Annotated in this window: 22 protein-coding genes; 11 read left to right on the forward strand and 11 right to left on the reverse strand. The window is 67.4% G+C overall.

Features of this window, described 5'->3' with window-relative positions:
- Positions 1 to 105: 105 nt before the first annotated feature.
- The gene (locus tag BMW90_RS12895; protein WP_074837034.1) at positions 106 to 966 is read left to right on the forward strand and encodes an N-formylglutamate amidohydrolase; all 861 of its coding nucleotides are present in this window, start codon (positions 106 to 108) and stop codon (positions 964 to 966) included.
- 63 nt (positions 967 to 1,029) lie between these two features.
- Here BMW90_RS12895 and BMW90_RS12900 read toward each other — a convergent pair whose 3' ends face one another.
- On the reverse strand, positions 1,030 to 2,283 hold the full coding sequence (locus tag BMW90_RS12900; RefSeq protein ID WP_048529456.1) for a DNA polymerase IV: 1,254 nt from the start codon (positions 2,281 to 2,283) through the stop codon (positions 1,030 to 1,032).
- 65 nt (positions 2,284 to 2,348) lie between these two features.
- Here BMW90_RS12900 and BMW90_RS12905 point away from each other — a divergent pair, with 65 nt between their 5' ends.
- Entirely contained in the window at positions 2,349 to 2,759 is a 411-nt protein-coding gene (locus tag BMW90_RS12905) for an NUDIX hydrolase (RefSeq protein ID WP_048529457.1), read from the forward strand.
- Between the two features lie 46 nt (positions 2,760 to 2,805).
- A complete protein-coding gene (locus BMW90_RS12910; protein ID WP_074836985.1) occupies positions 2,806 to 4,464 on the forward strand; it encodes an FAD/NAD(P)-binding protein in 1,659 nt (552 codons plus the stop codon).
- 297 nt (positions 4,465 to 4,761) lie between these two features.
- Here the strand turns inward: BMW90_RS12910 and BMW90_RS12915 are convergent, their stop codons facing one another.
- The 5 genes from BMW90_RS12915 to hemC all read right to left on the reverse strand — a co-directional run bounded on the left by BMW90_RS12915 (position 4,762) and on the right by hemC (position 10,306).
- A complete protein-coding gene (locus BMW90_RS12915; RefSeq protein ID WP_074836986.1) occupies positions 4,762 to 6,351 on the reverse strand; it encodes an ATP-dependent DNA ligase in 1,590 nt (529 codons plus the stop codon).
- The gene (locus BMW90_RS12920) at positions 6,348 to 7,352 is read right to left on the reverse strand and encodes a ligase-associated DNA damage response exonuclease (RefSeq protein WP_074836987.1); all 1,005 of its coding nucleotides are present in this window, start codon (positions 7,350 to 7,352) and stop codon (positions 6,348 to 6,350) included. Before BMW90_RS12920 ends, BMW90_RS12915 begins: the two co-directional genes overlap by 4 nt.
- 151 nt (positions 7,353 to 7,503) lie before the next feature.
- Complete coding sequence (locus BMW90_RS12925; RefSeq protein ID WP_074836988.1) at positions 7,504 to 8,430, reverse strand: electron transfer flavoprotein subunit alpha/FixB family protein; 927 nt, start codon at positions 8,428 to 8,430, stop codon at positions 7,504 to 7,506.
- A complete protein-coding gene (locus tag BMW90_RS12930; RefSeq protein ID WP_048529466.1) occupies positions 8,431 to 9,189 on the reverse strand; it encodes an electron transfer flavoprotein subunit beta/FixA family protein in 759 nt (252 codons plus the stop codon).
- 151 nt (positions 9,190 to 9,340) lie between these two features.
- A complete protein-coding gene (hemC, locus tag BMW90_RS12935) occupies positions 9,341 to 10,306 on the reverse strand; it encodes a hydroxymethylbilane synthase (protein ID WP_074836989.1) in 966 nt (321 codons plus the stop codon).
- Between the two features lie 99 nt (positions 10,307 to 10,405).
- On the opposite strand from hemC, the gene hemE reads away from it, so the two are divergent.
- The 8 genes from hemE to uvrC all read left to right on the forward strand — a co-directional run bounded on the left by hemE (position 10,406) and on the right by uvrC (position 18,413).
- A complete protein-coding gene (hemE, locus tag BMW90_RS12940; RefSeq protein WP_074836990.1) occupies positions 10,406 to 11,443 on the forward strand; it encodes a uroporphyrinogen decarboxylase in 1,038 nt (345 codons plus the stop codon).
- 215 nt (positions 11,444 to 11,658) lie between these two features.
- Positions 11,659 to 12,600, forward strand: a complete 942-nt coding sequence (locus BMW90_RS12945) for an ABC transporter ATP-binding protein (RefSeq protein WP_074836991.1) — start codon at positions 11,659 to 11,661, stop codon at positions 12,598 to 12,600.
- Complete coding sequence (locus BMW90_RS12950) at positions 12,597 to 13,358, forward strand: ABC transporter permease (RefSeq protein WP_048529474.1); 762 nt, start codon at positions 12,597 to 12,599, stop codon at positions 13,356 to 13,358. The genes BMW90_RS12945 and BMW90_RS12950 overlap by 4 nt, the downstream gene beginning before the upstream one ends.
- A gap of 152 nt (positions 13,359 to 13,510) precedes the next feature.
- The gene (locus BMW90_RS12955; protein WP_048529476.1) at positions 13,511 to 14,308 is read left to right on the forward strand and encodes a S49 family peptidase; all 798 of its coding nucleotides are present in this window, start codon (positions 13,511 to 13,513) and stop codon (positions 14,306 to 14,308) included.
- On the forward strand, positions 14,289 to 14,480 hold the full coding sequence (locus BMW90_RS12960; protein ID WP_074836992.1) for a hypothetical protein: 192 nt from the start codon (positions 14,289 to 14,291) through the stop codon (positions 14,478 to 14,480). Before BMW90_RS12955 ends, BMW90_RS12960 begins: the two co-directional genes overlap by 20 nt.
- Positions 14,477 to 15,436, forward strand: coding sequence for a calcium/sodium antiporter (locus tag BMW90_RS12965; protein WP_074836993.1), 960 nt, complete (start codon positions 14,477 to 14,479; stop codon positions 15,434 to 15,436). The genes BMW90_RS12960 and BMW90_RS12965 overlap by 4 nt, the downstream gene beginning before the upstream one ends.
- A 13-nt stretch (positions 15,437 to 15,449) precedes the next feature.
- Positions 15,450 to 16,226 carry an SDR family oxidoreductase gene (locus BMW90_RS12970; protein WP_074836994.1) on the forward strand — a complete coding sequence of 259 codons (777 nt, stop codon included), beginning with the start codon at positions 15,450 to 15,452 and terminating at the stop codon, positions 16,224 to 16,226.
- 312 nt (positions 16,227 to 16,538) lie between these two features.
- On the forward strand, positions 16,539 to 18,413 hold the full coding sequence (uvrC, locus tag BMW90_RS12975) for an excinuclease ABC subunit UvrC (RefSeq protein ID WP_074836995.1): 1,875 nt from the start codon (positions 16,539 to 16,541) through the stop codon (positions 18,411 to 18,413).
- A gap of 127 nt (positions 18,414 to 18,540) precedes the next feature.
- Here uvrC and gph read toward each other — a convergent pair whose 3' ends face one another.
- The 5 genes from gph to BMW90_RS13000 form a co-directional block, all read right to left on the reverse strand.
- The gene (gph, locus tag BMW90_RS12980; RefSeq protein ID WP_074836996.1) at positions 18,541 to 19,194 is read right to left on the reverse strand and encodes a phosphoglycolate phosphatase; all 654 of its coding nucleotides are present in this window, start codon (positions 19,192 to 19,194) and stop codon (positions 18,541 to 18,543) included.
- On the reverse strand, positions 19,191 to 19,868 hold the full coding sequence (rpe, locus tag BMW90_RS12985) for a ribulose-phosphate 3-epimerase (RefSeq protein WP_074837035.1): 678 nt from the start codon (positions 19,866 to 19,868) through the stop codon (positions 19,191 to 19,193). Before rpe ends, gph begins: the two co-directional genes overlap by 4 nt.
- Before the next feature lie 76 nt (positions 19,869 to 19,944).
- Complete coding sequence (locus BMW90_RS12990) at positions 19,945 to 20,946, reverse strand: P1 family peptidase (protein ID WP_074836997.1); 1,002 nt, start codon at positions 20,944 to 20,946, stop codon at positions 19,945 to 19,947.
- A complete protein-coding gene (locus BMW90_RS12995) occupies positions 20,943 to 21,683 on the reverse strand; it encodes a glucose 1-dehydrogenase (RefSeq protein WP_048529488.1) in 741 nt (246 codons plus the stop codon). Before BMW90_RS12995 ends, BMW90_RS12990 begins: the two co-directional genes overlap by 4 nt.
- Positions 21,684 to 21,699: 16 nt before the next feature.
- A complete protein-coding gene (locus BMW90_RS13000; RefSeq protein WP_074836998.1) occupies positions 21,700 to 23,145 on the reverse strand; it encodes an aldehyde dehydrogenase family protein in 1,446 nt (481 codons plus the stop codon).
- Positions 23,146 to 23,320 lie beyond the last annotated feature (175 nt).

Raw genomic sequence — 23,320 nt, forward strand, 5'->3', positions numbered from 1 at the left:
CCGCGCCAGTGGCCGGTTCTATAAAAGGGAACGGTGGGGGGATCAAGGGCTTTTGCTAGGGAAAAAAAAGGGACTATGATCCAAGCACATCCGAAGGAGGGCTTCGTGCCGAAATTCGCCTTTCACCTGACCCGGCCGGAGCGTCCCGCCACACCGGTTGTTTTCGCGTCGCCGCATTCCGGGCGGGATTATCCCTGGTCGTTCCTGCGGCGCACGGTGCTCGACGAACATGTGATCCGAACCTCCGAAGATGCCTATGTAGACAGGCTTTTCGAATGCGCCCCGCAGTTTGGCGCGGCCTTTCTCAGGGCCGGCGCACCACGCGCCTTCATCGATCTGAACCGCTCGGCCGACGAGCTGGACCCGGCGCTGATCGAGGGCGCGCGCAAGCCCGGGCACAATCCGCGGGTGACCTCGGGCCTGGGCGTGATTCCCCGTGTCGTGGCCGGCGGCCGGTCGATCTATCGCGGCAAGCTGTCGCTCTCCGAGGCGGAAATGCGAATCGAAAAGTACTGGCGGCCCTATCACGGCCAGTTGCAGCAGCTTCTGACCGAGGCGCATGACCGGTTCGGCGAGGCGATTCTCGTCGATTGCCATTCGATGCCGCATGAGGCGCTCGATCCCATCGCCCGGTCCGGGGCGCGGCGGCCCGAGGTCGTCATCGGCGACCGGTTCGGCGCCTCGGCCAGCGCGGCGGTGGTCGACCGGATCGAGACCGCCTTTCTCAATGCCGGGCTCTGCGTGGTGCGCAATGCGCCCTTTGCCGGGGCCTATATCACCCAGCATTACGGCCGCCCGTCGCGGCGCCAGCATGCGGTGCAGATCGAGATCGACCGGTCGATCTACATGAACGAACACGCGATCCGGCCGAATGCCAATTTCCAGGCATTTCGCAAGGTGCTGCGCGGTGTCGTGTCCGAGATCGCCACCATCGGCGGTCAGGACATGCCGATGGCGGCGGAGTAGCGGCGGCCGGGGTCCACCCGTCCCGGACCGGGTCCGGGACCTCTGGGCGGCCGGGTCTGCCGGCTAGCGCAGGGCGCGGCCCTTGAGAATCGCATCCGGCCCGAAGCGGGCGCGAATCGCATCCGTCGCCCGTTCGGCGCCGGCGCGGCGCGCGGCATTGGGATCGAGCAGGTCGGCCGAACGATCGGCCTCGGCCGCCGGCACCAGATGCGACAGGCCGCAGCCGATCAGCCGATAGGGCCCCTTGTCGCCCACCGCATCGAACAACCCGCGCGCGCAGCGATAGATCGTGTCGGCCATCTGCGTCGCGTCGCGCAGCGACTGCCGGCGCGAGAGTGTCTGGAAATTCGCCTGTTTCAGCTTCAGCGTCACCACCAGCCCGGCCTTGTCCTTGGCCTTGGCGCGGTCTGCCACCTTTTCGGCCATGCGCCAGAGGTGCCCGTCGAGCAGATCGGGGTCGGAGGTGTCCTCGCCAAAGGTGGTTTCGTTCGAGATCGACTTGACCGGCGCATGGGCCGAGACCCGCCGCCGGTCCTGCCCGCGCGCCAGGTGCCACAGCCGGGTGCCCATCGAGCCGAAACGTGCCGTCAGATCGCGTTCGTCCCAGCGCCGCAGATCGTCGAAGCTGCGGATGCCGGCACGCTCCAGCGCCTCCTGCGTCGCCTGACCGACGCCCCAGATCATCCGCACCGGCTTGCCGGCAAGGAAATCCTCGGTCTCGGCCTGGCCGATCACCGAAAAACCGTGCGGCTTGTCGAGATCGCTGGCGATCTTGGCAAGAAACTTGTTGTGCGACAGGCCGATCGAGCCGGTCACTCCCAGCTCGTCCCGCATCCGCCGCACCAGCCGGGCCAGCATCACCGCCGGCGGATGGCCATGCAGCCGCGCGGTGCCGGTGAGGTCGAGAAAGGCCTCGTCGAGCGACAGCGGCTCCACCACCGGCGTCAGCTCGTCCATCATCGCCCGGATGGCGCGCGAGACCTCGACATAGGCGCTCATCCGCGGTTTGATCACCACCGCGTCGGGGCAGAGCTTGAGCGCCTTGAACATCGGCATCGCCGAGCGCACGCCGCGGATTCGCGCCACATAGCAGGCGGTCGAGACCACGCCGCGCCGGCCGCCGCCGATGATCACCGGCTTGTGTGCCAGCGTAGGATCGTCGCGTTTTTCGACACTGGCGTAAAAGGCATCGCAATCCATATGGGCGATGCTCAGCGCCATAAGTTCCTTGTGCGCCACCACGCGCCGCGACCGGCACGCGGGACAGGCGGTGCCGCTGTCGAATTCGTGAAGGCAGTCGCGGCAAAGGGTGGGCATTTGGAGGACTCGGGCAAAAGGCACACTATATATACGGAACGCGGCCCATCAGAGCGAGAGGCAGTATGGAGAATTCGCAATTTGCAGGTACCAAGCTGGCGCTGTTCATCGGCGGCAAGCTGCTGGTGATCCGGCGCGACAACGATCCGGATATCCCCTGGCCCAACCACCTGGATCTGCCGGGCGGCGGGCGCGAATGCGGCGAATCCGCTGCCGATTGCGTGCTGCGCGAAACCCACGAAGAGGTGGGGCTGCGGCTGGACCGCAAGCAGCTTGTCTATGAAAGCGCCTATGACCGGCCGATCGGGCCGATGGTGTTCTTTGCCGCCCATCTGCCGCAAGATACCGTGGCCGACATCGTCTTTGGCAACGAAGGCCAGGGCTGGATGCTGATGTCGCCGGAGGATTACGCCAATCACCCCGAAGCGGTGCCGCATTTCCGCGAACAGATCACGAAGTACCTGGGAAGCCGGTAGCGGGGCGCGGGCAGAAGATGCCTTCAACCGGAACGGAGGGGACGAGATGCCATCAGAGCGCGGGGCGCGGCGCATAGCGATCATCGGCATGGGCCCACGCGGGCTGGGCGCGCTCGAAGCGCTGGCGGCGCGCTGGCCGGGCGCGGGCGACAGGCTCTGCGTCGATGTCTTCGAGCCGCGGGCGGATCCGGGCGCGGGGCCGAATTTCGCGCCCGACGAGGCGCCGGTCTGCCTGCTCAACACGCCGTTGCGCGCTCTCGACATTCCGCCGCCGGAGGTCTCGCGCGTCGGACGGTTCGACATGCAGTTCGACGCGCCGCTCGATCCCGACAGTTTCCCCACCCGGGCAGAGATCGGCGGTTATCTCACCGCGCGGTTCGCCGATCTCCATGCGCTCGACCGAATGGCGGTGACGCTGGTGCCGGCCCGGATCGAGGCCCTGCGCCCGCTGGCGGGTGGCTGGGAGCTGCGCTCTGACCGGGGCTGGCACGGGCCCTATGCCGCGGTGCTGCTCACCCCCGGTCAGCCCTCGGTGGAGCCGGACCGGCAATGGGCGCAGTGGCAGGGCCATGCCGCCCGCGGCCAGGGCGCGGTGGCCCAGGCCTATCCGGCACGGCAGCTGATCGTTGCGGCACAGGGCTGGCGTGGCTGCACCGTGGCGATCCGCGGTATGGGGCTGTCGGCGATCGACGTGCTGCGGGGGCTGACCGTGGCGCAGGGCGGGGCATTCTTTGACGGGCAATACCTGCCGTCGGGGCGCGAGCCGGCGCGCATCCTGCCCTTTTCGCTCGATGGTCTGCCGCCCTTTCCCAAGCCCGAGACCGGCGCGCTGGATCGGCGGTATGCCCCCAGACTGGCCGAGACGCGGATTTTCGATGACGCCATGGCCGAGGCCGCCCAGTCGGCACCCTACACCGCCCGGCGGCTGATCAACGCGGCGCTGATCGCCCCGGTGACGCGCATCCTGCGCGACGCCGATGACGAAGACGGCGCCGCGCAGGTGGCGGATTGGCTCGAATGCGAATGGGATGCGCCCGGCACGCAGGAGACCGACGGCCCGGTCGACACCCTGCGCCAGGGCATTGCCATGGCCGAGGGCAGTCGCGCGCCGTCGGTGGGCTATACCGTGGGCCAGGTCTGGCGGCACTGGCAGAACCGCCTGCGCGCCGGGTTCAACCCGGCCCGCCCGCCGGCCGAGACGGCGGCGTTGATCGTCGGGTTCGACGAGGGGCTGAAACGCTATTCCTATGGCCCGCCGGTGGCTTCGGCGCGGGAATGGCTGGCGCTGGCGGATGCCGGGCTGGTGGACATGCGACTGTCGGCCGATCCGGCGATCGCGCTGATCGAGACCGGCTGGGAAATGACCGCCGGCGAGGCCGAGGCGCAGGTCGACCTGATGATCGACGCGGTGCTGCCCGACCCGGACATCGCGATCGTCTCGGCGCCGCTGATCCGGTCCCTGTGTGCCGCCGGGCGGCTGGTGCCGGTGGCCGAGGGGCTGGGCGCGCGGACCCTCGCCGATGGCACCGTGGTCGGCCGCGACGGGGCGCCGCAAGCGGGACTTTATCTGCTGGGGCGGCTGTCGCTCGGCAGCGTGATCGCGGCGGATTCGCTGCACGATTGCCTTGGCGCGGCGGCGGATCGCTGGGCGGAGGGGGTGATGGCGCGGCTGCTGTCCCAGGCGTTGGACGAGGCGGGACCTTGACAGCGCACGCACATCGCGCCCCGGCCCCCGCGCCGGGGCCCCTTCGCTCGGGGATCGCGGGGTCCCGGGTCAGGCCCGGGACGGGGTGGTTTGGTGGCCGGTCGGCTCAGCCGCAATGCGCCAGCATTTCGTTGAGGTCAGTCGGGGGGTTGTCCTCCGCGACCGGCTTGCCCCTGCGCCCGCGCAACCAGCGCGCCAGATACATCGCGCGCCGGCCCCCGCGCCGGGGCCTCTTCGCGGGCGGGCCGCGGGGGCCCGGGTCATGCCCGGGACGGGGTGGTTTGGAGGCCGGTCGGCTCAGCCGTAAAGCGCCAGCATTTCGTTGAGGTCGGCCAGGGTGTTGGCCTCCGCGACCGGCTTGTCCCTGCGCCAGCGCAGCATGCGCGGAAAGCGCAGTGCGACGCCGGATTTGTGGCGCGACGAGGCCTGTATCCCTTCGAAGGCAATCTCGAAGACATGGGCCGGCGTGACCTGCCGGACCGGGCCGAACCGCTGTAATGTGTTGCGCCGCACCCAGGCGGTGATCTCGCGGAACTCGGCATCGGTGAGGCCGGAATAGGCCTTGGCGAAGGGCACCAGATCGTCGCCGTGCCAGACCGCGAAGGTGAAATCGGTGAACAGGTTGGCGCGCCGGCCGCTGCCCGATTGCGCATAGATCATCACCGCGTCGACGGTCAGCGGATCGACCTTCCATTTCCACCAGTCGCCGCGCCTGCGGCCGGCCAGATAGGGGCTGGCGCGGCGCTTGATCATCAGGCCCTCGACATTGTGGCTGCGGCTCTCGTGCCGGACCGCGGCCAGCGCCGCCCAACTGTCAAAGGCGACTTCCCGCGACAGCCGCAGGGGCGCGTCGGGAGGCACTTCGGCCAGAACAGCTTCGAGCCGGGCCCGGCGCGCGTCGAACGGCTCCTGTCGCAGATCCGCCCCCCCGGCTTCGAGCAGATCGTAGGCCATGAAGATCACCGGTGCCTCGCGCAGCGCCTTGGCCGAGACCTTCTTCAGCCCGATGCGTTTCTGCAAGGCGTTGAACCCCAGTGGCGCACCCGCGGCAAAGGCCAGGATCTCGCCGTCCATCACCGTGCCGTCGGGCAGGAAATCGGCGAGCTGCGCCAGCTCCGGGAAGCGGTCGGTCATCAGTTCTTCGCTCCGCGACCAGATATGATGCCCGCCGCCGCGCCGGATGAACTGGCCCCGGATGCCATCCCATTTGCGTTCGGCGTGCCACCCGGCAGGGGCGCCCAGATCGGCCGGGTTCTCCACCGGATGGGCGAGGTAGAACGGATAGGGGCGCGAAAGAACGGCTGTCGGGTCATCGGCCTCGATCAGTGCTTCCCAGCTGGTGGTTTCCGGCGTCCAGTTGCCCATCAGCTTGTGGGTCAGCACCGCCACGTCCTGACCGGTGGAGATGGCCAGCGCGCGGGTCATCAGCCGGGCGCTGACACCCATGCGAAAGCCGCCGGTCAGCAGCTTGTTGAACAAGAACCGCTCTTGCGTGGCAAGGCTGTCCCAGGCGGCGATGACGGCGGATTTGCGCGCCGCCTCGTCGAGCGTCGCCAGCGCCTTGACCGTGGCGATCCAGTGGCTGAGGCTCTGGTCGCGCGGTTCGCGGGGCGCGGGCAGGACGAGGCTGATGGTCTCGGCCAGATCGCCGACCACGTGATAGCTGTCTTCGAAGAGCCATTCGGGCAACCTCGCCACCTCGGCCGCCCATTGGCGCAGCCGGGTTGCGGTGACGGCGCGTTTCGGCCGGCGGCCGGTAAAGAGCGCGATGGTCCAGAGCCGATCCTGTGGCGTGGCGCGGCCCAGGTAATCGGCCAGCGCCGCGAGTTTGACATTGGTCTTGGTGCTTTCGTCGATGCGGGCGAAGAGGGCGGCGAAATCCTTCATGTCGCGTCCTCGCCATCGTCGCCGCTGTAATCGGTCGAGACGACATGGGCGTCATGGCCCTGTTCGCAGAGCCAGCGCTGAAATGCCGAAGTGTAGCCGTGGGTGACAAAGACCTTCTCGGCCCCGGTCGCCTTGATCGCGGCGTTCAACCCCGCCCAATCGGCATGGTCGGAGACCACGAAACCGCGATCGATGCCGCGCCGCCGGCGCACGCCGCGCAGCGTCATCCAGCCCGAGGCAAAGGCGGTGGCGGCCCCGGGGAAGCGACGTGCCCAATTCTGCGTCGTGCTGCCCGGCGTGGCGATGATCAGCGCGCCGGGATGGCTCTTGGCCGAGACGTCCTCGGTGATCGGTTGCGTCCCGGGCAGGGTGATCCCCTGGGCACGCAGTACCGCGTTGGTGTTTTCCACCGCGGTCACGGTCAAGAGCGGGCCGATCCCGGCGTCCACCGTCCGCATCAGCCGCTGCGCCTTGCCCAGCGCATAGGCGCCAAGGATCGAGGCCCGCCCCTCGGCCGCATTGGCGGCCCACCACCCGTTGATCTGTTGCGCGAGCTGTTCCTGTGGGGTCCATTTGAAGATCGGCAGGCCAAAGGTGCATTCCGAGATGAAAGCATGGCAGCGCACCGGTTCGAAGGCCTCTGAGAGCCCATCATCGACGGTCTTGTAATCGCCCGAGGCAACCCAGACCTCGCCGGCAACCGCGACGCGGATCTGCGCCGAGCCGGGCACATGGCCGGCCGGGTGAAAGGAGACGTCTGCATCGCCGATCCGCCGGGTCTCTCCATAGGCGATGGTCTCGATCCGGGCGTCATCGCCCAGCCGGTGGCGCAGCACCGGGGCTGTGCCTTCGGTCGCCAGGTAACGGCCTATCCCGGGGCGGGCGTGGTCGGAATGACCGTGGGTGATCAGCGCGCGCGCCACCGGGCGCCAGGGGTCGATGTAGAAATCGCCCGCCGGGCAATAGATGCCCCTGTCGGTGAAGGTGAGAACGCCGGCCATGCCCCTTGTTATAGGACGGCAGGCCGGGCGGCAAAGACGGCAGTGGCCCGTGTGACGGGGGGCGGGGGCATCGCCGCGCCGAAACGAAGAAGGCCCGCCCTTTCGGGCGGGCCTTCGGAAGGTGCGGGGTGGGTTTTCAACCCACCGCGCCTCACAGTTTCTCGGTCAGCTCGGGCACCGCGGTAAAGAGATCCGCCACCAGGCCATAGTCGGCCACCTGAAAGATCGGCGCCTCCTCGTCCTTGTTGATCGCGACGATGACCTTCGAATCCTTCATCCCTGCAAGGTGCTGGATTGCGCCAGAGATGCCGACGGCAATATAGAGGTCCGGCGCCACGACCTTGCCGGTCTGGCCAACCTGCCAGTCGTTCGGCGCAAAGCCCGAATCGACCGCCGCACGCGAGGCGCCGACCGCCGCGCCGAGCTTGTCCGCCAGGGCTTCGATGATCTTGAAGTCCTCTTCCGAACCGACGCCGCGGCCGCCCGAGACAACCACGCCCGCCGAGGTCAGCTCCGGCCGGTCGCTCTCGGCCAGCTTGTCCTCGACCCACTCGGACAGGCCCGGATTCTCGGCCGCGCCGATGGTTTCGACCGGGGCGGCCGCCTGGTCGCCCGCCGCGTCGAAGGTCGAGGTGCGGATCGAGACCACCTTCTTGGCGTCCGAGGATTTTACCGTCTGCACCGCATTGCCGGCATAGATCGGGCGCTCGAAGGTGGCACCGTCGATCACCCCCGAGACATCCGAGATCACCATGACGTCGAGCAGTGCCGCCACGCGGGGCAGCACGTTTTTCGCATCGGTCGTGGCCGGGGCAACGATATGTTCATAGGTGTCGGCCAGGCTGACGATCAGCGCGGCGGTGGATTCCGCCAGCCGGTGGCCCAGCGAGGCATCCTCGGCCACCAGAACCTTGGCGACACCCGCGATCTTCGCGGCCTCATCACCTGCGGCGGCGGCATGGCCACCGGCGCAGAGCACATGCACGTCGCCCAGCTGGGCCACCGCGTTCACCGCCTTGGCGGTGGCGTCGAGGCTCAGCTCGCCATCATTGACTTCGGCAAGAAGGAGTACAGCCATTTAAACAGCCCCCGCAGCTTTGAGTTTCGCGATCAGCTCGTCGACCGAACCGACCATTTCGCCGGCGGCGCGCGCCGGCGGCTCTTCGGTCTTGAGCACTTCGAGCCGCGGGCTCACATCGACGCCGTAATCCTCGGGGGTCTTTTCCTCGAGCGGTTTCTTCTTGGCCTTCATGATGTTGGGCAACGAGGCATAGCGCGGTTCATTGAGGCGCAGGTCCACGGTGACCACGGCCGGCATCTTGACGCTGATCGTCTGAAGGCCGCCGTCGACCTCGCGGGTGACCTTGGCGGTCTCGCCCTCGATATCGACCTCGGAGGCGAAGGTCGCCTGGCTCCAGCCAAGCAGCGCGGCGGTCATCTGGCCGGTTGCGTTCATGTCGTTGTCGATCGCCTGCTTGCCGCAGAGCACGAGGCCGGGGGCCTCTTCCTCGACGATTTTCGCCAGGATCTTGGCCACGGCCAGCGGCTCGATGTCCTTGTGCACGTCATCGGCGGCCACCACCAGGATCGCGCGGTCGGCGCCCATCGCCAGCGCGGTGCGCAGGGTTTCCTGCGCCTGCTTGACGCCAATGGACACGGCGACGATTTCCTCGGCCTTGCCGGCCTCTTTCAGGCGGATCGCCTCTTCCACGGCGATCTCGTCGAAGGGATTCATCGACATCTTGACATTGGCCAGATCGACACCGCTGCCGTCCGCTTTGACACGAACTTTCACGTTGTAGTCGATCACGCGTTTGACGGGTACGAGGACCTTCATCTGCGCAACTCTCCTATTGGTTTTCGCCCCTTGCGGGCCGAGTCAGAACTTCTTGTCCGGGGTTGTTGATAAAGGCTGGTTTCCGGCGGCAACAGGCCAAAATCGTCACGCTAGCGCTAAAGGACGCCGCGTTTACGCGAAACTCCGACGCCTATGCGCTCCGCCAATCGAAGAAACCGGGGCCCGCGCGCTCCAGCAGACGGCGGCCCATGTCGCGGCCCAGCGCCGCGCCATCGGCGATCGGCGCCTCGCCCGCATCGGTCAGCGTCTCGGAGCCGTCGGGCCGCAGGATCTCGCCGCGCAGGCGCAACGTGCCCCCCGAAAGCTCGGCCAGCCCGGCTATCGGTGTTTCGCAGGAGCCATCGAGCGCAGCGAGAAAGGCGCGTTCGGCGGCAAGCCGCTGGGCGGTCTCGCGGTGATGGATCGGCTCGAGCAGGGCGGCGGTGGCCGTGTCATCGGCGCGCCGTTCGATGCCGATGGCGCCCTGGGCCACGGCGGGCAGCATGTCTTCGGGGGCAATCGGATAGGCCGGCACCTCGGCCAGCATGCCCAGCCGGGTCAGCCCGGCCATGGCGAGAAAGGTGCAGGAGGCGACGCCCTCCTCGAGCTTGCGCAGCCGGGTCTGGACGTTGCCGCGAAACTGCACCACCTCGAGATCGGGACGGCGGTTGAGCAGCTGCGCCCGGCGCCGCAGCGACGAGGTGCCCACCACCGCGCCGCGAGGCAGATCGGCGATGCCGCCGAGGCGGGGCGAGATAAAGGCATCACGCACATCCTCACGCGGGAGATAACAGTCGAGCACAAGGCCCTCGGGCTGGTCGACCGGCATGTCCTTCATCGAATGCACCGCGATGTCGATGGCGCCGGAAAGCAGGGCCGCCTCGATCTCCTTGGTGAACAGCCCCTTGCCGCCCAGCTCCTTGAGCGGTGTATCACTGGCGATCAGCGCCCGGTCGTCGCCGGTGGTCTTGATCACCACGATGGCAAAGGCCGCCTCGGGCAGGGCGAAGGCGGCGCAGATGCGGGCGCGGGTTTCATGCGCCTGGGCCAGCGCCAGCGGCGAGCCACGGGTGCCGATTTTCAGCGGCGCGTCGGGGGAGGGGAGGGCATGCGTCATGCGCCGATGTCTAGCTGCGGGCCCGGGGCGTGGCAAGCGGCTGGCTTGACATCGCTGTCCGGGCGAGAGACCAACCCCGGAACCAAAGCGGAGACCGGCATGACCCAAGCGAACAAGACCATCCTGCGCGCGCTGGCGGGCGAGACCCTGCCGGTGCCGCCGATCTGGATGATGCGCCAGGCCGGCCGCTACCTGCCGGAATACCGGGCGACGCGGGCCCAGGCGGGCGATTTCCTGTCGCTGTGCTACAATCCCGAGCTGGCGGCCGAGGTGACCTTGCAGCCGATCCGGCGCTACGGGTTCGATGCCGCGATCCTCTTTGCCGATATCCTTCTGGTGCCGCAGGCACTGGGCGCCGATCTGTGGTTTGTCACCGGCGAGGGGCCGCGGCTGTCGACGATCACCGAACAGCGGCAGTTCGACGCGCTGAAACCGGCCTCGGACATCCACGACACCCTGGCGCCGATCTACGAGACGGTGCGCCTCCTTTCGCGCGAGCTGCCTTCGGAGACCACGCTGATCGGCTTTGCCGGCGCGCCCTGGACGGTGGCGACCTATATGATCGCCGGGCGCGGCACGCCCGATCAGGGCCCGGCGCATGCGCTTAAAGACGAAAACCGCGCGCTCTTCGAGGCGCTGCTGGATCGGATCACCGAGGCCACGATTCTCTATCTCTCGGCGCAGATCGAGGCCGGGGCCGAGGTGGTGAAACTGTTCGACAGCTGGGCCGGCTCGCTCAAGGGGGCGGATTTTGACCGTTATGCGCTGGCCCCGGCCAAGCGGATCATCGCGGCGCTGAAGGAAAAGCATCCGGGCATTCCGGTGATCGCCTTTCCGCGTGAGGCGGGCGAGAAATACGTGGGCTTCCATCAGGCGACCGGCGCCGATTGCGTGGCGCTCGACAATTCCGTCGATGCGGCCTGGGCGGCTGCGCATGTGCAGGTGGATGGCTGCGTTCAGGGCAACCTCGCCTCGTCGCATATGGTCACCGGCGGCCAGGCCCTGGTTGCGGAGACCCGCGCCATTGTCGAAGCCTTTCGCGGCGGGCCGCATATCTTCAATCTCGGCCACGGGATCACCCCGGATGCGGACCCGGAGAACGTGGCGTTGATGATCGAGACGGTGCGCGGAATGTAAGGCGCGCGCCCCGGACCTGATCCGGGGCCTCCCCGCCCTTGGCCCAAGAGGTCCCGGATCGGGGTCCGGGACGCGGAGCGCTTTGGGGCGTGCTTCAAGTTGGCGCCGCGCCCGACTTATGTGCGTCACCGCACAGGCGGCTCTGCGCTGCGAATTGCACATTGCACCGTCACACATGACCATTAGATTGCCGCTGCGCGCGCAAGGAGGCTCCGATGACGACGATCGTGGAAATCGACGACCTGAAAAAAGTGTATGACGGCGGCTTCGAGGCGCTCAAGGGGGTGTCTCTCGATATCCGCGAGGGCGAGATCCTGGCGCTGCTGGGGCCGAACGGCGCCGGCAAGACGACGCTGATCTCGACCGTTTGCGGCATCACCAATGCCACCTCGGGCAGCGTGCGCGTCGGCGGGCATGACATCGTCACCGACTTTCGCGCCGCGCGCGCGATGATCGGCCTGGTGCCGCAGGAAATCTCGCTCGAACCTTTCGAGACGGTGATCCGGGCGGTGCGTTATTCACGCGGGCTGTTCGGTTGCAAGCGCGACGACGCCCATATCGAAAAGGTGCTGCGCGACCTGTCGCTCTGGGACAAGCGCAATGCCAAGACCATGGAGCTCTCCGGCGGCATGAAACGCCGGGTGCTGATTGCCAAGGCGCTGAGCCACCAGCCCCGGGTGCTGTTTCTCGACGAGCCCACCGCCGGGGTCGATGTCGAACTGCGCCGCGACATGTGGAAGGTGGTGGCCGAGCTCAAGGCCTCGGGCGTGACCATCATCCTGACCACCCACTACATCGAGGAGGCCGAGGCCATCGCCGATCGGGTGGGGGTGATCGCCAAGGGCGAACTGCTGCTGATCGAGGAAAAGACGGCGCTGATGGCGCGGATGGGGCGCAAGACGCTCGACATCGAGCTGACCGATCCGGTCGAAACCATTCCGGCGAGCCTGTCGGGCTATGAGCTGGAGATCGTCCAGGACGGCGCCGCGCTGCGCTACAGCTATGACACCAACGCCGACCGCACCGGCATCACCAAGCTGCTGTCCGACCTGTCCGGGGCCGGGTTGCAGATGAGCGACCTGCAAACCCGGCAGTCCAGTCTGGAAGAGATTTTCGTCGACCTCGTGGCCGACAACGGCAAGGAGGAAGCGGCATGAACCTGCGCGCGGTCGGGGCCATCTACAAGGTTGAAATGGCGCGGTTCTTCCGCACTCTGGCGCAGAGCTTCATCTCGCCGGTCATTTCCACCTCGCTCTATTTCGTGGTCTTCGGCACCGCCATAGGCAGCCGCATCGATCAGGTTGAAGGCATCAGCTATGGCGCCTTCATCGTGCCGGGGCTGATCATGCTCACGGTGATGACCCAGGGCATCTCGAACGCCTCTTTCGGCATCTATTTCCCGAAATTCATCGGCACCTTCTACGAGTTGCTTTCGGCGCCGATCAACTTTCTCGAGATCGTGGTGGGCTTTGCCGGGGCGGCGGCGACCAAGGCGCTGTTCATCGGGCTGGTGATCCTGGCCACCTCGGCCTTCTTTGTCGATCTCACGATCCTGCACCCGATGGCGATGCTGGCTTTTCTGGTACTGACCTGCATTTCGTTTTCGCTCTTCGGTTTCATCATCGGCATCTGGGCCAGAAACTTCGAGCAATTGCAGCTTATCCCGCTGCTGGTGGTGACGCCGCTGGTCTTCCTCGGCGGGTCGTTTTATTCGATCTCGATGCTGCCGCCGTTCTGGCAGGGGGTCTCCTTCTTCAATCCGGTGGTCTATCTGATTTCGGGCTTCCGCTGGGCCTTTTTCGGCACGTCGGACGTGCCCATAGGGCTGAGCCTGCTGGCGATCGCCGGCTTCACCACGCTCTGCCTTGCCATCGTCTGGTGGATCTTTCGCACCGGCTGGCGCATCCGGACCTGACCGGGTGCCCCAGGCAGATGGTGGCCGCTCTGCCGGGAACGGACGCCCGGGGTCTGTGTGACGCAAGGATATGCCCGGGGTTTTCGCACCCACGGAAGAGATTGCGCAGATGAACCTTGTTTATCGGTGCCCGGCCTTCTAGATCCCTCGTCATGAAACGCTGGCTTCCCTTTGTGAAATCCGGGCCCACCGTGGCCGTCCTGCGGCTCAACGGCGCGATTGGCCTCGGGGGGCGCATGGCGCTCAGCGATACCTCGCTGGCGCCGCTGATCGAAAAGGTCTTCAAACGCGGCAAACCCGATGCGGTGGCGCTGGAGATCAATTCCCCCGGCGGCTCGCCGGTGCAATCCTCGCTCATTGCCGGCCGTATCCGGCGGCAGGCGGCGGAAAAGAACATTCCGGTGATTGCCTTCGTCGAGGATGTGGCGGCCTCGGGCGGCTATTGGCTGGCCAGCGCGGCAGATGAAATCTACGCCGACCATTCCTCGATCATCGGCTCGATCGGGGTGATTTCGGCGGGCTTCGGCGCCAATGTCTTTCTTGCCCGTCAAGGGCTCGAACGGCGGGTGCATACCGCTGGCGCGTCCAAGAGCTTTCTCGATCCCTTCCAGCCGGAAAAGGAAGAGGATGTGGTGCGGTTGCGGCGCCTGCTCGACCAGTTGCATGTGAATTTCATCAGCCAGGTCAAGGAACGCCGCGGGGCCAAGCTGGCCGACAACCGCGATCTGTTTACCGGCGAGATCTGGGTCGGCGAGACGGCGCAGGAAGTCGGGCTGATCGACGGCATCGGCCATCTCGATCAGGTGATGAAGGACCGGTTCGGCGACAAGGTGAAATTCCGCCGCTACGGCCGCGGACGCAGCCTGGCGCAGCGGCTCGGCCTGTCGCTGGCCGAGGATGCCCTGGGGCTGATCGAAGAGCGGGCGGCCTATGCCCGGTTCGGGCTCTGACGTGATCGTCAAGATTGTCACATTGTTTCTCATCGGGATGGGCGTGCTGGCCATGTTCGGAAAGCTGCGCCTGCCGAAACGCCTGACCTCGGCGAAATGCCCGGCTTGCGGACGCTACCGGATCGGCAAGGGCCCTTGCCCCTGCGGCAAGGACAAGGGTCGCCGGGGATGACGGTCTGGCTTCTTTGTGGACTGGGGCTGGTGATCCTGGTGCTGGCCGGCGACGCACTGGTCAAGGGCGCGGTCAACCTGGCGCTCCGGGTGGGTATTCCGGCGCTGATCGTCAGCCTGACGATCGTTGCCTTCGGCACCTCGGCGCCGGAGCTGCTGATCGCCATCGAGGCGGTGTTGCAGAATGCCCCGGGTATCGCGCTGGGCAATGTCGTCGGCTCGAACACCGCCAATATCCTGCTGGTGCTGGGCCTTCCGGCGATCATTTCCGGCCTGCATACCTCGGGCTGTGACACCCGCGCGACCTATGTCCAGATGCTGATCGCCTCGGTGCTGTTCATGGGGCTGGCTTTTGTCGGCGTCTTTGTCTGGTGGTCGGCGCTGATCCTCCTCGCGGCGCTGGGGGCGATGCTCTACCTCGCCTCGCGCCAGGCGGTGCAGCATCGGCGCGACGCCAAAGCCGCGGCCGCGGTCGAGACGGTGGACGATCTCGAAGGCGCCGATCCCAGCATGTCCTGGGCCAAGATCGCCATGTTCCTGGCGCTGGGCCTCGTCGGCCTGCCGCTGGGTGCCGACCTGCTGGTCGAGAATGCCGCGGTGATCGCCCGCCGATATGGCGTCTCGGACACGGTCATCGGGCTGACGCTGGTGGCGGTGGGCACCTCGTTGCCGGAACTGGCGACCACGGTGATGGCGGCGCTGCGACGGCAGGCGGATGTGGCGCTGGGCAATGTGATCGGGTCGAACATGTTCAACCTGCTCGCCATCATCGGCGTGGCCGCCCTGATCAACCCGGTGCCGGTGGATGCGCAGTTCCTGACATTCGATCTCTGGGTCATGCTGGGGGCGTCGCTGTTGATCTTTCCCTTCGTGTTCCTGCGCTGGGACATGGGGCGGCTCTGGGGCGTGGTGCTCACGGCGTTGTATGTCGGATATATTGTGGTGGTGATCGCCTGAGAAGGAGGCCGGGATGCGGGCACTGGTGACGGGAGCGGGCAAGAGGTTGGGCCGGGCCATGGCGCTTTGTCTGGCCGAGCGGGGCCATGATGTGGCGGTTCATTACGCCAGCTCGGCCGAGGCCGCCGACGAGGTGGTCAGCCTGATCCGCGCGATGGGGCGCAAGGCGGTGGCGCTGGAGGCCGATCTCCTGGACGAGGCGGCGACGCAGGCGCTCTTGCCGCGGGCGGCCGAGGCGCTGGGCGGGCCGGTCACGGTGCTGGTGAACAACGCCTCGATCTTCGAATACGACACGATCCAGACCGCCACCCGCTCGGGCTGGGACCGGCACATGGAAAGCAATCTGCGCGCGCCCTACGTGCTGATCCAGGCGCTCGCGGCGCAGGCACCAAAGGCGGTGGCCGACGCGGCGGGCGAGCCGGTGGCGCAGGGCCTGGCGGTCAACATGATCGATCAGCGGGTGCGCAAGCTGACGCCGGAATTCTCGACCTATACGCTGGCCAAGATGGGCCTTTGGGCGCTCACCCGGACGGCGGCACAGGGGCTGGCGCCGGACGTGCGGGTCAATGCCATCGGCCCCGGACCGACACTGCGCGGCGCCCGCCAGAGCCAGGAGCATTTCGACCGCCAGCGCGCCGGCACGGTGCTGAACCGGGGCGCCGACCCCGCGGATATCACCGCCGCGCTGGGGTATCTGCTGGAGGCGAAGGCGGTGACCGGACAGCTGATCTGCGTCGATGGCGGGCAGCACCTCGGATGGCAGACCCCTGACATTCTCGGGGTGGAATGAGCCGTTTTGAAGACGCTTTGAGACCGGCCTCGGACGAGTTGTGCACTGCCCGCAGTCGCCCTCGGCGAAAAATCGAGAATCTGCAAAGTTTTCATGGCGTTACAAATTGGATATAAAAGTTTCCTTTGAAATCAAGGGGTTGAAAATGTGCCTAAAAAATAGGCAATTTAATCAACCCGCGTGAAGAAAACGGAAAAACCCCGGTCTCCAGTTGTAACCCCCAGAGTTCTCCACAGGATCCGTGGATTTGTTTTTGCTTGCCGCCGTAGGGAGGCCGTTGCAGCGCCAGAAGGGGAATCATAGGTTAACGCAATGACGGAATTGCCAGAGGGGCGGGCTGCCCCGGACCTGACCGGCCACGCCTGTATTCAGGCTTATCTCAAGACGTTGGACAGTTCGCCCGGCGTGTATCGGATGCTGGATGCCAAGAACGCCGTGCTTTACGTCGGCAAGGCGCGCAACCTGCGGGCGCGGGTGTCGAACTATGCCCGGCCGGCCGGGCACAGCCCGCGCATCGCCCGGATGATCCGCGATACCGCCTCGATGATGTTCCTGACGACGCGGACCGAAACCGAGGCGCTGCTGCTCGAACAGAACCTGATCAAGCAGCTCAAGCCCAAGTACAACGTGCTGCTGCGCGACGACAAATCCTTTCCCAATATCCAGGTGACCAATCACGCCTATCCGATGATTCGCAAGCATCGCGGCGCCAAGAAGGAGAAGGGGGCCTATTACGGCCCCTTTGCCAGCGCCGGCGCGGTCAATCGCACGCTGAGCCAGTTGCAGAAGGTGTTTCAGCTGCGCAATTGCGCCGACACGATGTTCGAAGGCCGGACCCGACCCTGCCTGCTGCACCAGATCAAACGCTGCTCGGCGCCCTGCGTCGGCAAGATCTCGGAAGCGGATTATGCCGAGAGCGTGCGCGATGCCGAACGCTTCCTGTCGGGCCGGTCGACCAAGATACAGGAAAAGCTGGCCGGCGAGATGCAGGCGGCCTCGGAGGCGATGGAATTCGAGCGCGCCGCCAGCCTGCGCGACCGCATCCGCGCCCTGACCCAGGTGCAGACCGCGCAGGGCATCAACCCGCGCACGGTGGACGAGGCAGACCTGATCGCGCTGCACCTGGAGAACGGCCAGGCCTGCGTGCAGGTGTTTTTCATCCGCGCCGGGCAGAACTGGGGCAACCGCGACTTCTATCCCCGGGTCGGCGAGGATGTGGAGGCGGCCGAGGTGCTCGAGGCCTTTGTCGGCCAGTTCTACGACAGCAAGGAGCCGCCGAAGCAGCTGATCCTGAGCCATGCCATCGAGAACGCCGACCTGATGGTCGAGGCGCTGGGCCAGAAGGCCGGGCGCAAGGTCTCGTTGCTGGTGCCCCAGCGCGGCGAAAAGGCCGAGCTGATCGAGAGCGCCACCCGCAACGCCCGCGAGAGCCTGGGCCGCAAGATGGCCGAGACGGCGACCCAGGCCAAGCTGTTGCGGGGTGTGGCCGAAGCCTTCGGGCTCGACCGTCCGCCGGCGCGGATCGAGGTCTATGACAACAGCCACATCCAGGGCGCCCATGCGGTGGGGGCGATGATCGTGGCGGGGCCCGAGGGCTTCATGAAGAGCCATTATCGCAAGTTCAACATCCGTGGCGACGACCTGACGCCGGGGGATGACTTCGGCATGATGAAGGAGGTGCTCACTCGGCGCTTCAAGCGGCTGCTGAAGGAGGACCCGGAGCGCGAGAAAGGGCTCTGGCCCGACCTGCTTCTGATCGACGGCGGTGCCGGCCAGGTCTCGGCGGTGGCCGAGATCATGCGCGAATACGGCGTCGAGGATATTCCGATGGTCGGCGTCGCCAAGGGCATCGACCGCGATCAGGGCAAGGAGGAGTTCCACCGGGTCGGCCAGCGGGTGATGGCGCTGCGCCGCAATGACCCGGTGCTCTATTTCATCCAGCGCCTGCGCGACGAGGCGCACCGCTTTGCCATTGGCACCCACCGGGCGAAACGATCGAAGGCGGTCGGGGCGACGCCGCTGGACGAGATCGCCGGCGTCGGCGCGGCGCGCAAGCGAGCGTTGTTGGCGCATTTCGGCTCGGCCAAGGCGGTGAGCCGGGCCAACCTGGTGGACCTCAAGGCGGTGGACGGCGTGTCGGAGGCGCTGGCGGAGAAGATCTACGCCTTCTTTCACGAGAACGGCTAGCGGCTCTCTCGCGGGGCGCTGGCGCGCGCCGGCCTGTCTCCGTTCACGCCACGGAGGCGTTGGGGGCGCTGCCCCCAAACCCCCACTTCAAACCGGGGGCTCTGCCCCCAGACCCCCGGCGGTATTTTCAAAGAGAAGAAGACCGGGTTGCGATGAGATTCGGCAGGTCGGCGAAGCTGGAGAAGCTGGCGGTATGGGACAAGTCTTCGACCGCGGACTTGCGGTAGCCTTCGGTGAACAACAGGAAGGGAATGCCGGCCGCCTCGGCGGTTTCGGCATCGGTTTCGCTGTCGCCGACGTAGAGCGCGGTCCCGGAGCCGTCGAGGGCGGCATGCAGCATCGCGGGATCGGGTTTGCGGGTGGGCAGGCTGTCGCCGCCGATCACCCGGTCGAAGAGCAGCGTCAGGCCGGTGTCGGCAAGGCATTTCAGTGTCGCCGCATGCGGTTTGTTGGTGCAAATCGCAAGGCTGTGGCCCTCGTCCCTGAGCACCGCCAAAGCGGCGCGGACGCCGGGATAAAGCGCGCTCGCCGGGGTTTCGACACGGGTGTAGAGCGCGAGGATCTCGCCGTGCAGCGGGTCTGTGTCGGCCTCGGGCAGGCGCAGTTCCCGGGCGACCTGACGGACCAGCGCGGGCAGGCCCTTGCCGACAAAGCCCTGTACCGTCCGTTGCGTGAGCGGGCCGGCCCCGCGGGTGGCCAGCGCCGTGTTCACGCAATCGGCGATCTGGGGCACGCTGTCGATCAGCGTGCCGTCGAGATCGAAGGCGATGGTCAGGCTCATGTCAGGCTGTCGCGAATGGCCTGCATGTTGCGGCCGTAGACCTCGGGGGCCTCGACCGAGCCGCCCTTGAACACCGCCGAGCCGGCGACCAGCACGTCGGCACCGGCCGCGACCACCAGCGGCGCGGTGTTCGGGTCGACGCCGCCGTCGATCTGGATATGCACCTCGCGGTCGCCGATCATCTCGCGCACCTTGCGGACCTTGGCGGTCAGGTCGATGAACTTCTGCCCGCCGAAGCCGGGGTTGACGGTCATCACCAGCACCATGTCGGCGAGGTCGAGCACATCGGCCACCGCTTCGGCCGGGGTGCCGGGGTTGAGCGCGACACCGGCCTGCATGCCGGTCGCCTTGATCGCCTGAAGCGTGCGGTGGATATGCGGCCCGGCCTCGACATGGGCGGTGAGCATGTCGGCGCCGGCTTCGGCATAGGCCTCGATATAGGGATCGACCGGGGCGATCATCAGATGCACGTCCATGAAGGTCTTTACATGCGGTCGGAACGCCTTCACCGCCGGGGGGCCGAAAGTAAGGTTGGGCACGAAATGCCCGTCCATCACGTCGACATGCACCCAATCGGCGCCCTGATCCTCGATGGCGCGGATCTCCGCCCCGAAGTTGGCGAAATCGGCGGAAAGGATCGACGGGGCGATCTTGACGGAACGGTCGAAGGGCATGGGCATCTCCTGGCGGTTTGCCGCCTCATAAGCCGCGCCGGCCACAAGGTCCAGTGATCCGGGCGCCGGCCGGGCTTCAGCCCGGCCCCCCCGAAGACCAGCAGGGCATCGTGTCCTCCGGCGCCGGGGTGGCGTGAAACACCGCCCGCGCGATTGCCCGGCTGAGGCAGGTGGCGGCCGCGTGGCAGATCTCGATCATCTGCCAGTCCGGCGCGGTCATCTCCATCGCTCCGGTGGCGGCCGCAAAGACCAGGTCGCCGTCCATCGGCGTATGGGCCGGCACCACCGCCCGCGCGATGCCGTCATGCGCCGCCACCGCCATGCGCCGGGCCTGCGCCTTGGTGAGCCGGGCGTCGGTGGCGACCACGGCGAGGGTGGTATTGGCGCCTGGGGCCAGCGCCGCGAGCTTGCGGCTCTGCGCCAGGTCGAGGTGTTGCGGCGCGGGATCGGGGCCCAGACCGCCGAATTCGCCGCCAAGTTCGAAAGGCGCAGCCCAGAAATGACCTGTGCCGGGGGTGGTGACGCTGCCCACCGGGTTGGCGGCGACCAGCGCCCCGACGGTGATCTCGCCGCGCCGGAGCGAGGCCGAGCCGAGACCGCCCTTGAGCATTGCCGTGGTCGCGCCGGTGCCGGCGCCGGCAGTGCCGAGGGCGAAATCCTCGGCCGCATTGGCCAGGGCGCTGCGGCCGAGCGCGGGATAGGGGTTGGCCGCCCAGGCCTTGTCGCCGCCGTTGAGCAGGTCGAAGAGGATCGCCGCCGGCACGATCGGCACACGGGCGGGGCCGACGGCAAAGCCGCGGCCCTGTTCGGCCAGCGCGTCCATCACGCCCTGCGCCGCCGCAAGGCCGAAGGCCGATCCGCCGGAGAGCACCAGCGCATCCACCGCCGGCGCCATCTTGTCGGGTTCCAGGAGATCGGTCTCGCGCGTGCCGGGGGCGCCGCCCATGACCGCGACCGAGGCCACGAAAGGCGCCGCGCCCACCAGCACCGTGGTGCCGGATTTCAGCGTCGCGTCCTCGGCATTGCCGACGCGCAGACCGGCGATATCGGTGATCAGGTTGCGGGGACCGGGGGTCATATGCAGCGGCCTCCGTCGACTTCCATGCAGACCCCGGTGACAAGACCGGCCTCGTCGGAGCAGAGGTAGCAGGCGGCGCCGGCGATGTCCTCGGGCGTCGAAAAGCGGCCCAGCGGGATGGTGGCGAGGAACTGGGCCCGTCGTTCGGGCGTGTCCTCGCCCATGAAAGAGGCCAGCAGCGGGGTGTCGCCCGCCACCGGATTGACGGCGTTGACGCGGATGCCATGTGGCGCCAGCTCGATCGCCATGGCGCGGGTGGCGGTGGTCATCCAGCCCTTCGAGGCGTTGTACCAGTTCAGGTTCGGCCGGGGCGAGACAGCGGCGGTGGAGGCGATGTTGAGGATCACGCCCGACCCGCGCGCCTTCATCAGCGGCACCACGGCGCGGGCGGCAAGATAGACCGATTTGCAGTTCACCGCGAAGACCCGGTCGAACTCGGCTTCCTCGATCTCCTCCATCGGGGCCGGCATATGGGTGACGCCGGCGTTGTTGACCAGGATGTCGATCTCGCCCATGGCCGCGCGGGCCTCGGCCACCATCCGCGCCATGCTGCCGCCGTCGGAGACATCCACATGTGCCGCGCGACCGCCAATCTCGCGGGCCTGCGCCTCGGCGGCCTCGTGATTGATATCGGCGAGCAGGACCAGCGCGCCCTCGGCGGCAAATTTCCGCGCGATGCCGGCGCCAAAGCCCGATCCCGCGCCGGTCACGATGGCGCGTTTGTCCTTCAATCTCATGCTCTCTCTGCCTCCCTCAGCCATGATAGGCCGCCACGGTCTTGAGCGTTGAAAAGCCGTATAGCGCCTCGAAGCCCTTTTCCCGGCCGTGGCCGGATCTGCCGGTGCCGCCAAAGGGCAGTTCCACCCCGCCGCCGGCGCCGTAATTGTTGAGGAAGACCTGGCCCGAACGCAGCCCCCGCGCCAGCCGCATCTGCCGCGCGCCGTCCCGGGTCCAGACACCGGCCACCAGGCCGTAATCGGTGCCATTGGCAATCCGCAGCGCCTCTTCCTCGGTGTCGAAGGGAATGATCACCTGCACCGGGCCGAAAATCTCCTGCTGGGCCAGCGGGTGGTCCGGCGGCACCCTGTCGAGCAATGTCGGCGCGGTGAAATAGCCCGGGCCCTCGGGCACCTCGGCCCGGGCCGCCATGGCGAGCCCCTGCGACTGGTCCAGAAAGCAAGCGACAAGGCCTTGCTGGCGGGCGCTGATCAGCGGGCCGACATCGAGATCCTCGAGCGCCGGGCCGACCCGCAGGGCGGCGTAGCGCGCGGCCATCCGGTCGCGCAGCGCGGCATGCACCTCGCGCTGCACCAGCACCCGCGACGCGGCCGAGCAGGTCTGGCCGGCATTCTGGATGCCGGCGCCGACGAGAAAGGGCAGGGCGGCGTCGAGATCGGCATCGGCAAAGACCAGCTGCGGCGACTTGCCGCCCAGTTCCAGCGTTACCGGCACGACATGTTTCGCCGCCAGCGCCTGCACTGTCGCGCCGGTGGCGACCGAGCCGGTAAAGCTCAGGTGGTTGATGCCCGGATGGCCGGCCAGCGCCGCACCGGCCTCGGCGCCGAGGCCCGGCACCACGTTGAGCGCGCCCTTCGGCAGCCCGGCCTCTTCGGCCAGCCAGGCAAAGGCCAGCGCGGTCAGACAGGCCTCTTCCGCCGGTTTCAGCACGCAGGCATTGCCCGCCGCCAGCGCCGCGCCGACGGATCGGCCGATGATCTGCATCGGGTAGTTCCAGGGCACGATATGGCCGGTCACCCCATGCGGCTCGCGCAGGGTATAGACGGTGTAGCCATCGAGATAGGGCAGGGTTTGGCCGTGCAGCTTGTCGGCGGCGCCGCCGTAGAATTCGCAGTAGCGCGCCAGCGCCACCGCATCGTTGCGCGCCTGGGTCAGCGGCTTGCCGACGTCGCGCGCCTCGAGCTCGGCAAGCCAGTCGACACGCGCGCGGATCAGCCCGGCCAGGCGCGTCAGGATGCGGCCGCGCTCTGCCGCGGGCATCCGGCCCCAGCCGCCATCGCGGGCAGCCTGCGCGGCCGTGACGGCGGCGTCGATATCTTCGGGGCCGCCGCGGGCGATGCGGGCCAGATCGCTGGCGTCCGACGGGTCGATCAGCGCGAGCGTCGCGCCGCCCTGCGCCGCGCGCCAGCCGCCGCCGATCAGCACCAGCGACGGATCGAACGGCAGATCCGTGAGCGTCATCCGAGCCTCCTCTTGCTTTGCCCCACGATCCGTCAGCGGTTCGCGGACCGCAAGCCACGATTTATCCTTGCGTCACGGCGCCCGCTTCGGCCACGATCTTGCGCGGCAAAGTGCGGTGGTCACTGGATTCCCCCGATGGCCGCTGTTACATCGGGGCAACGCGAAGCAACCGGAG

Origin of the sequence: Marinovum algicola, from assembly GCF_900109145.1 — a bacterium.
Classification (GTDB): Bacteria; Pseudomonadota; Alphaproteobacteria; order Rhodobacterales; family Rhodobacteraceae; genus Marinovum; species Marinovum algicola.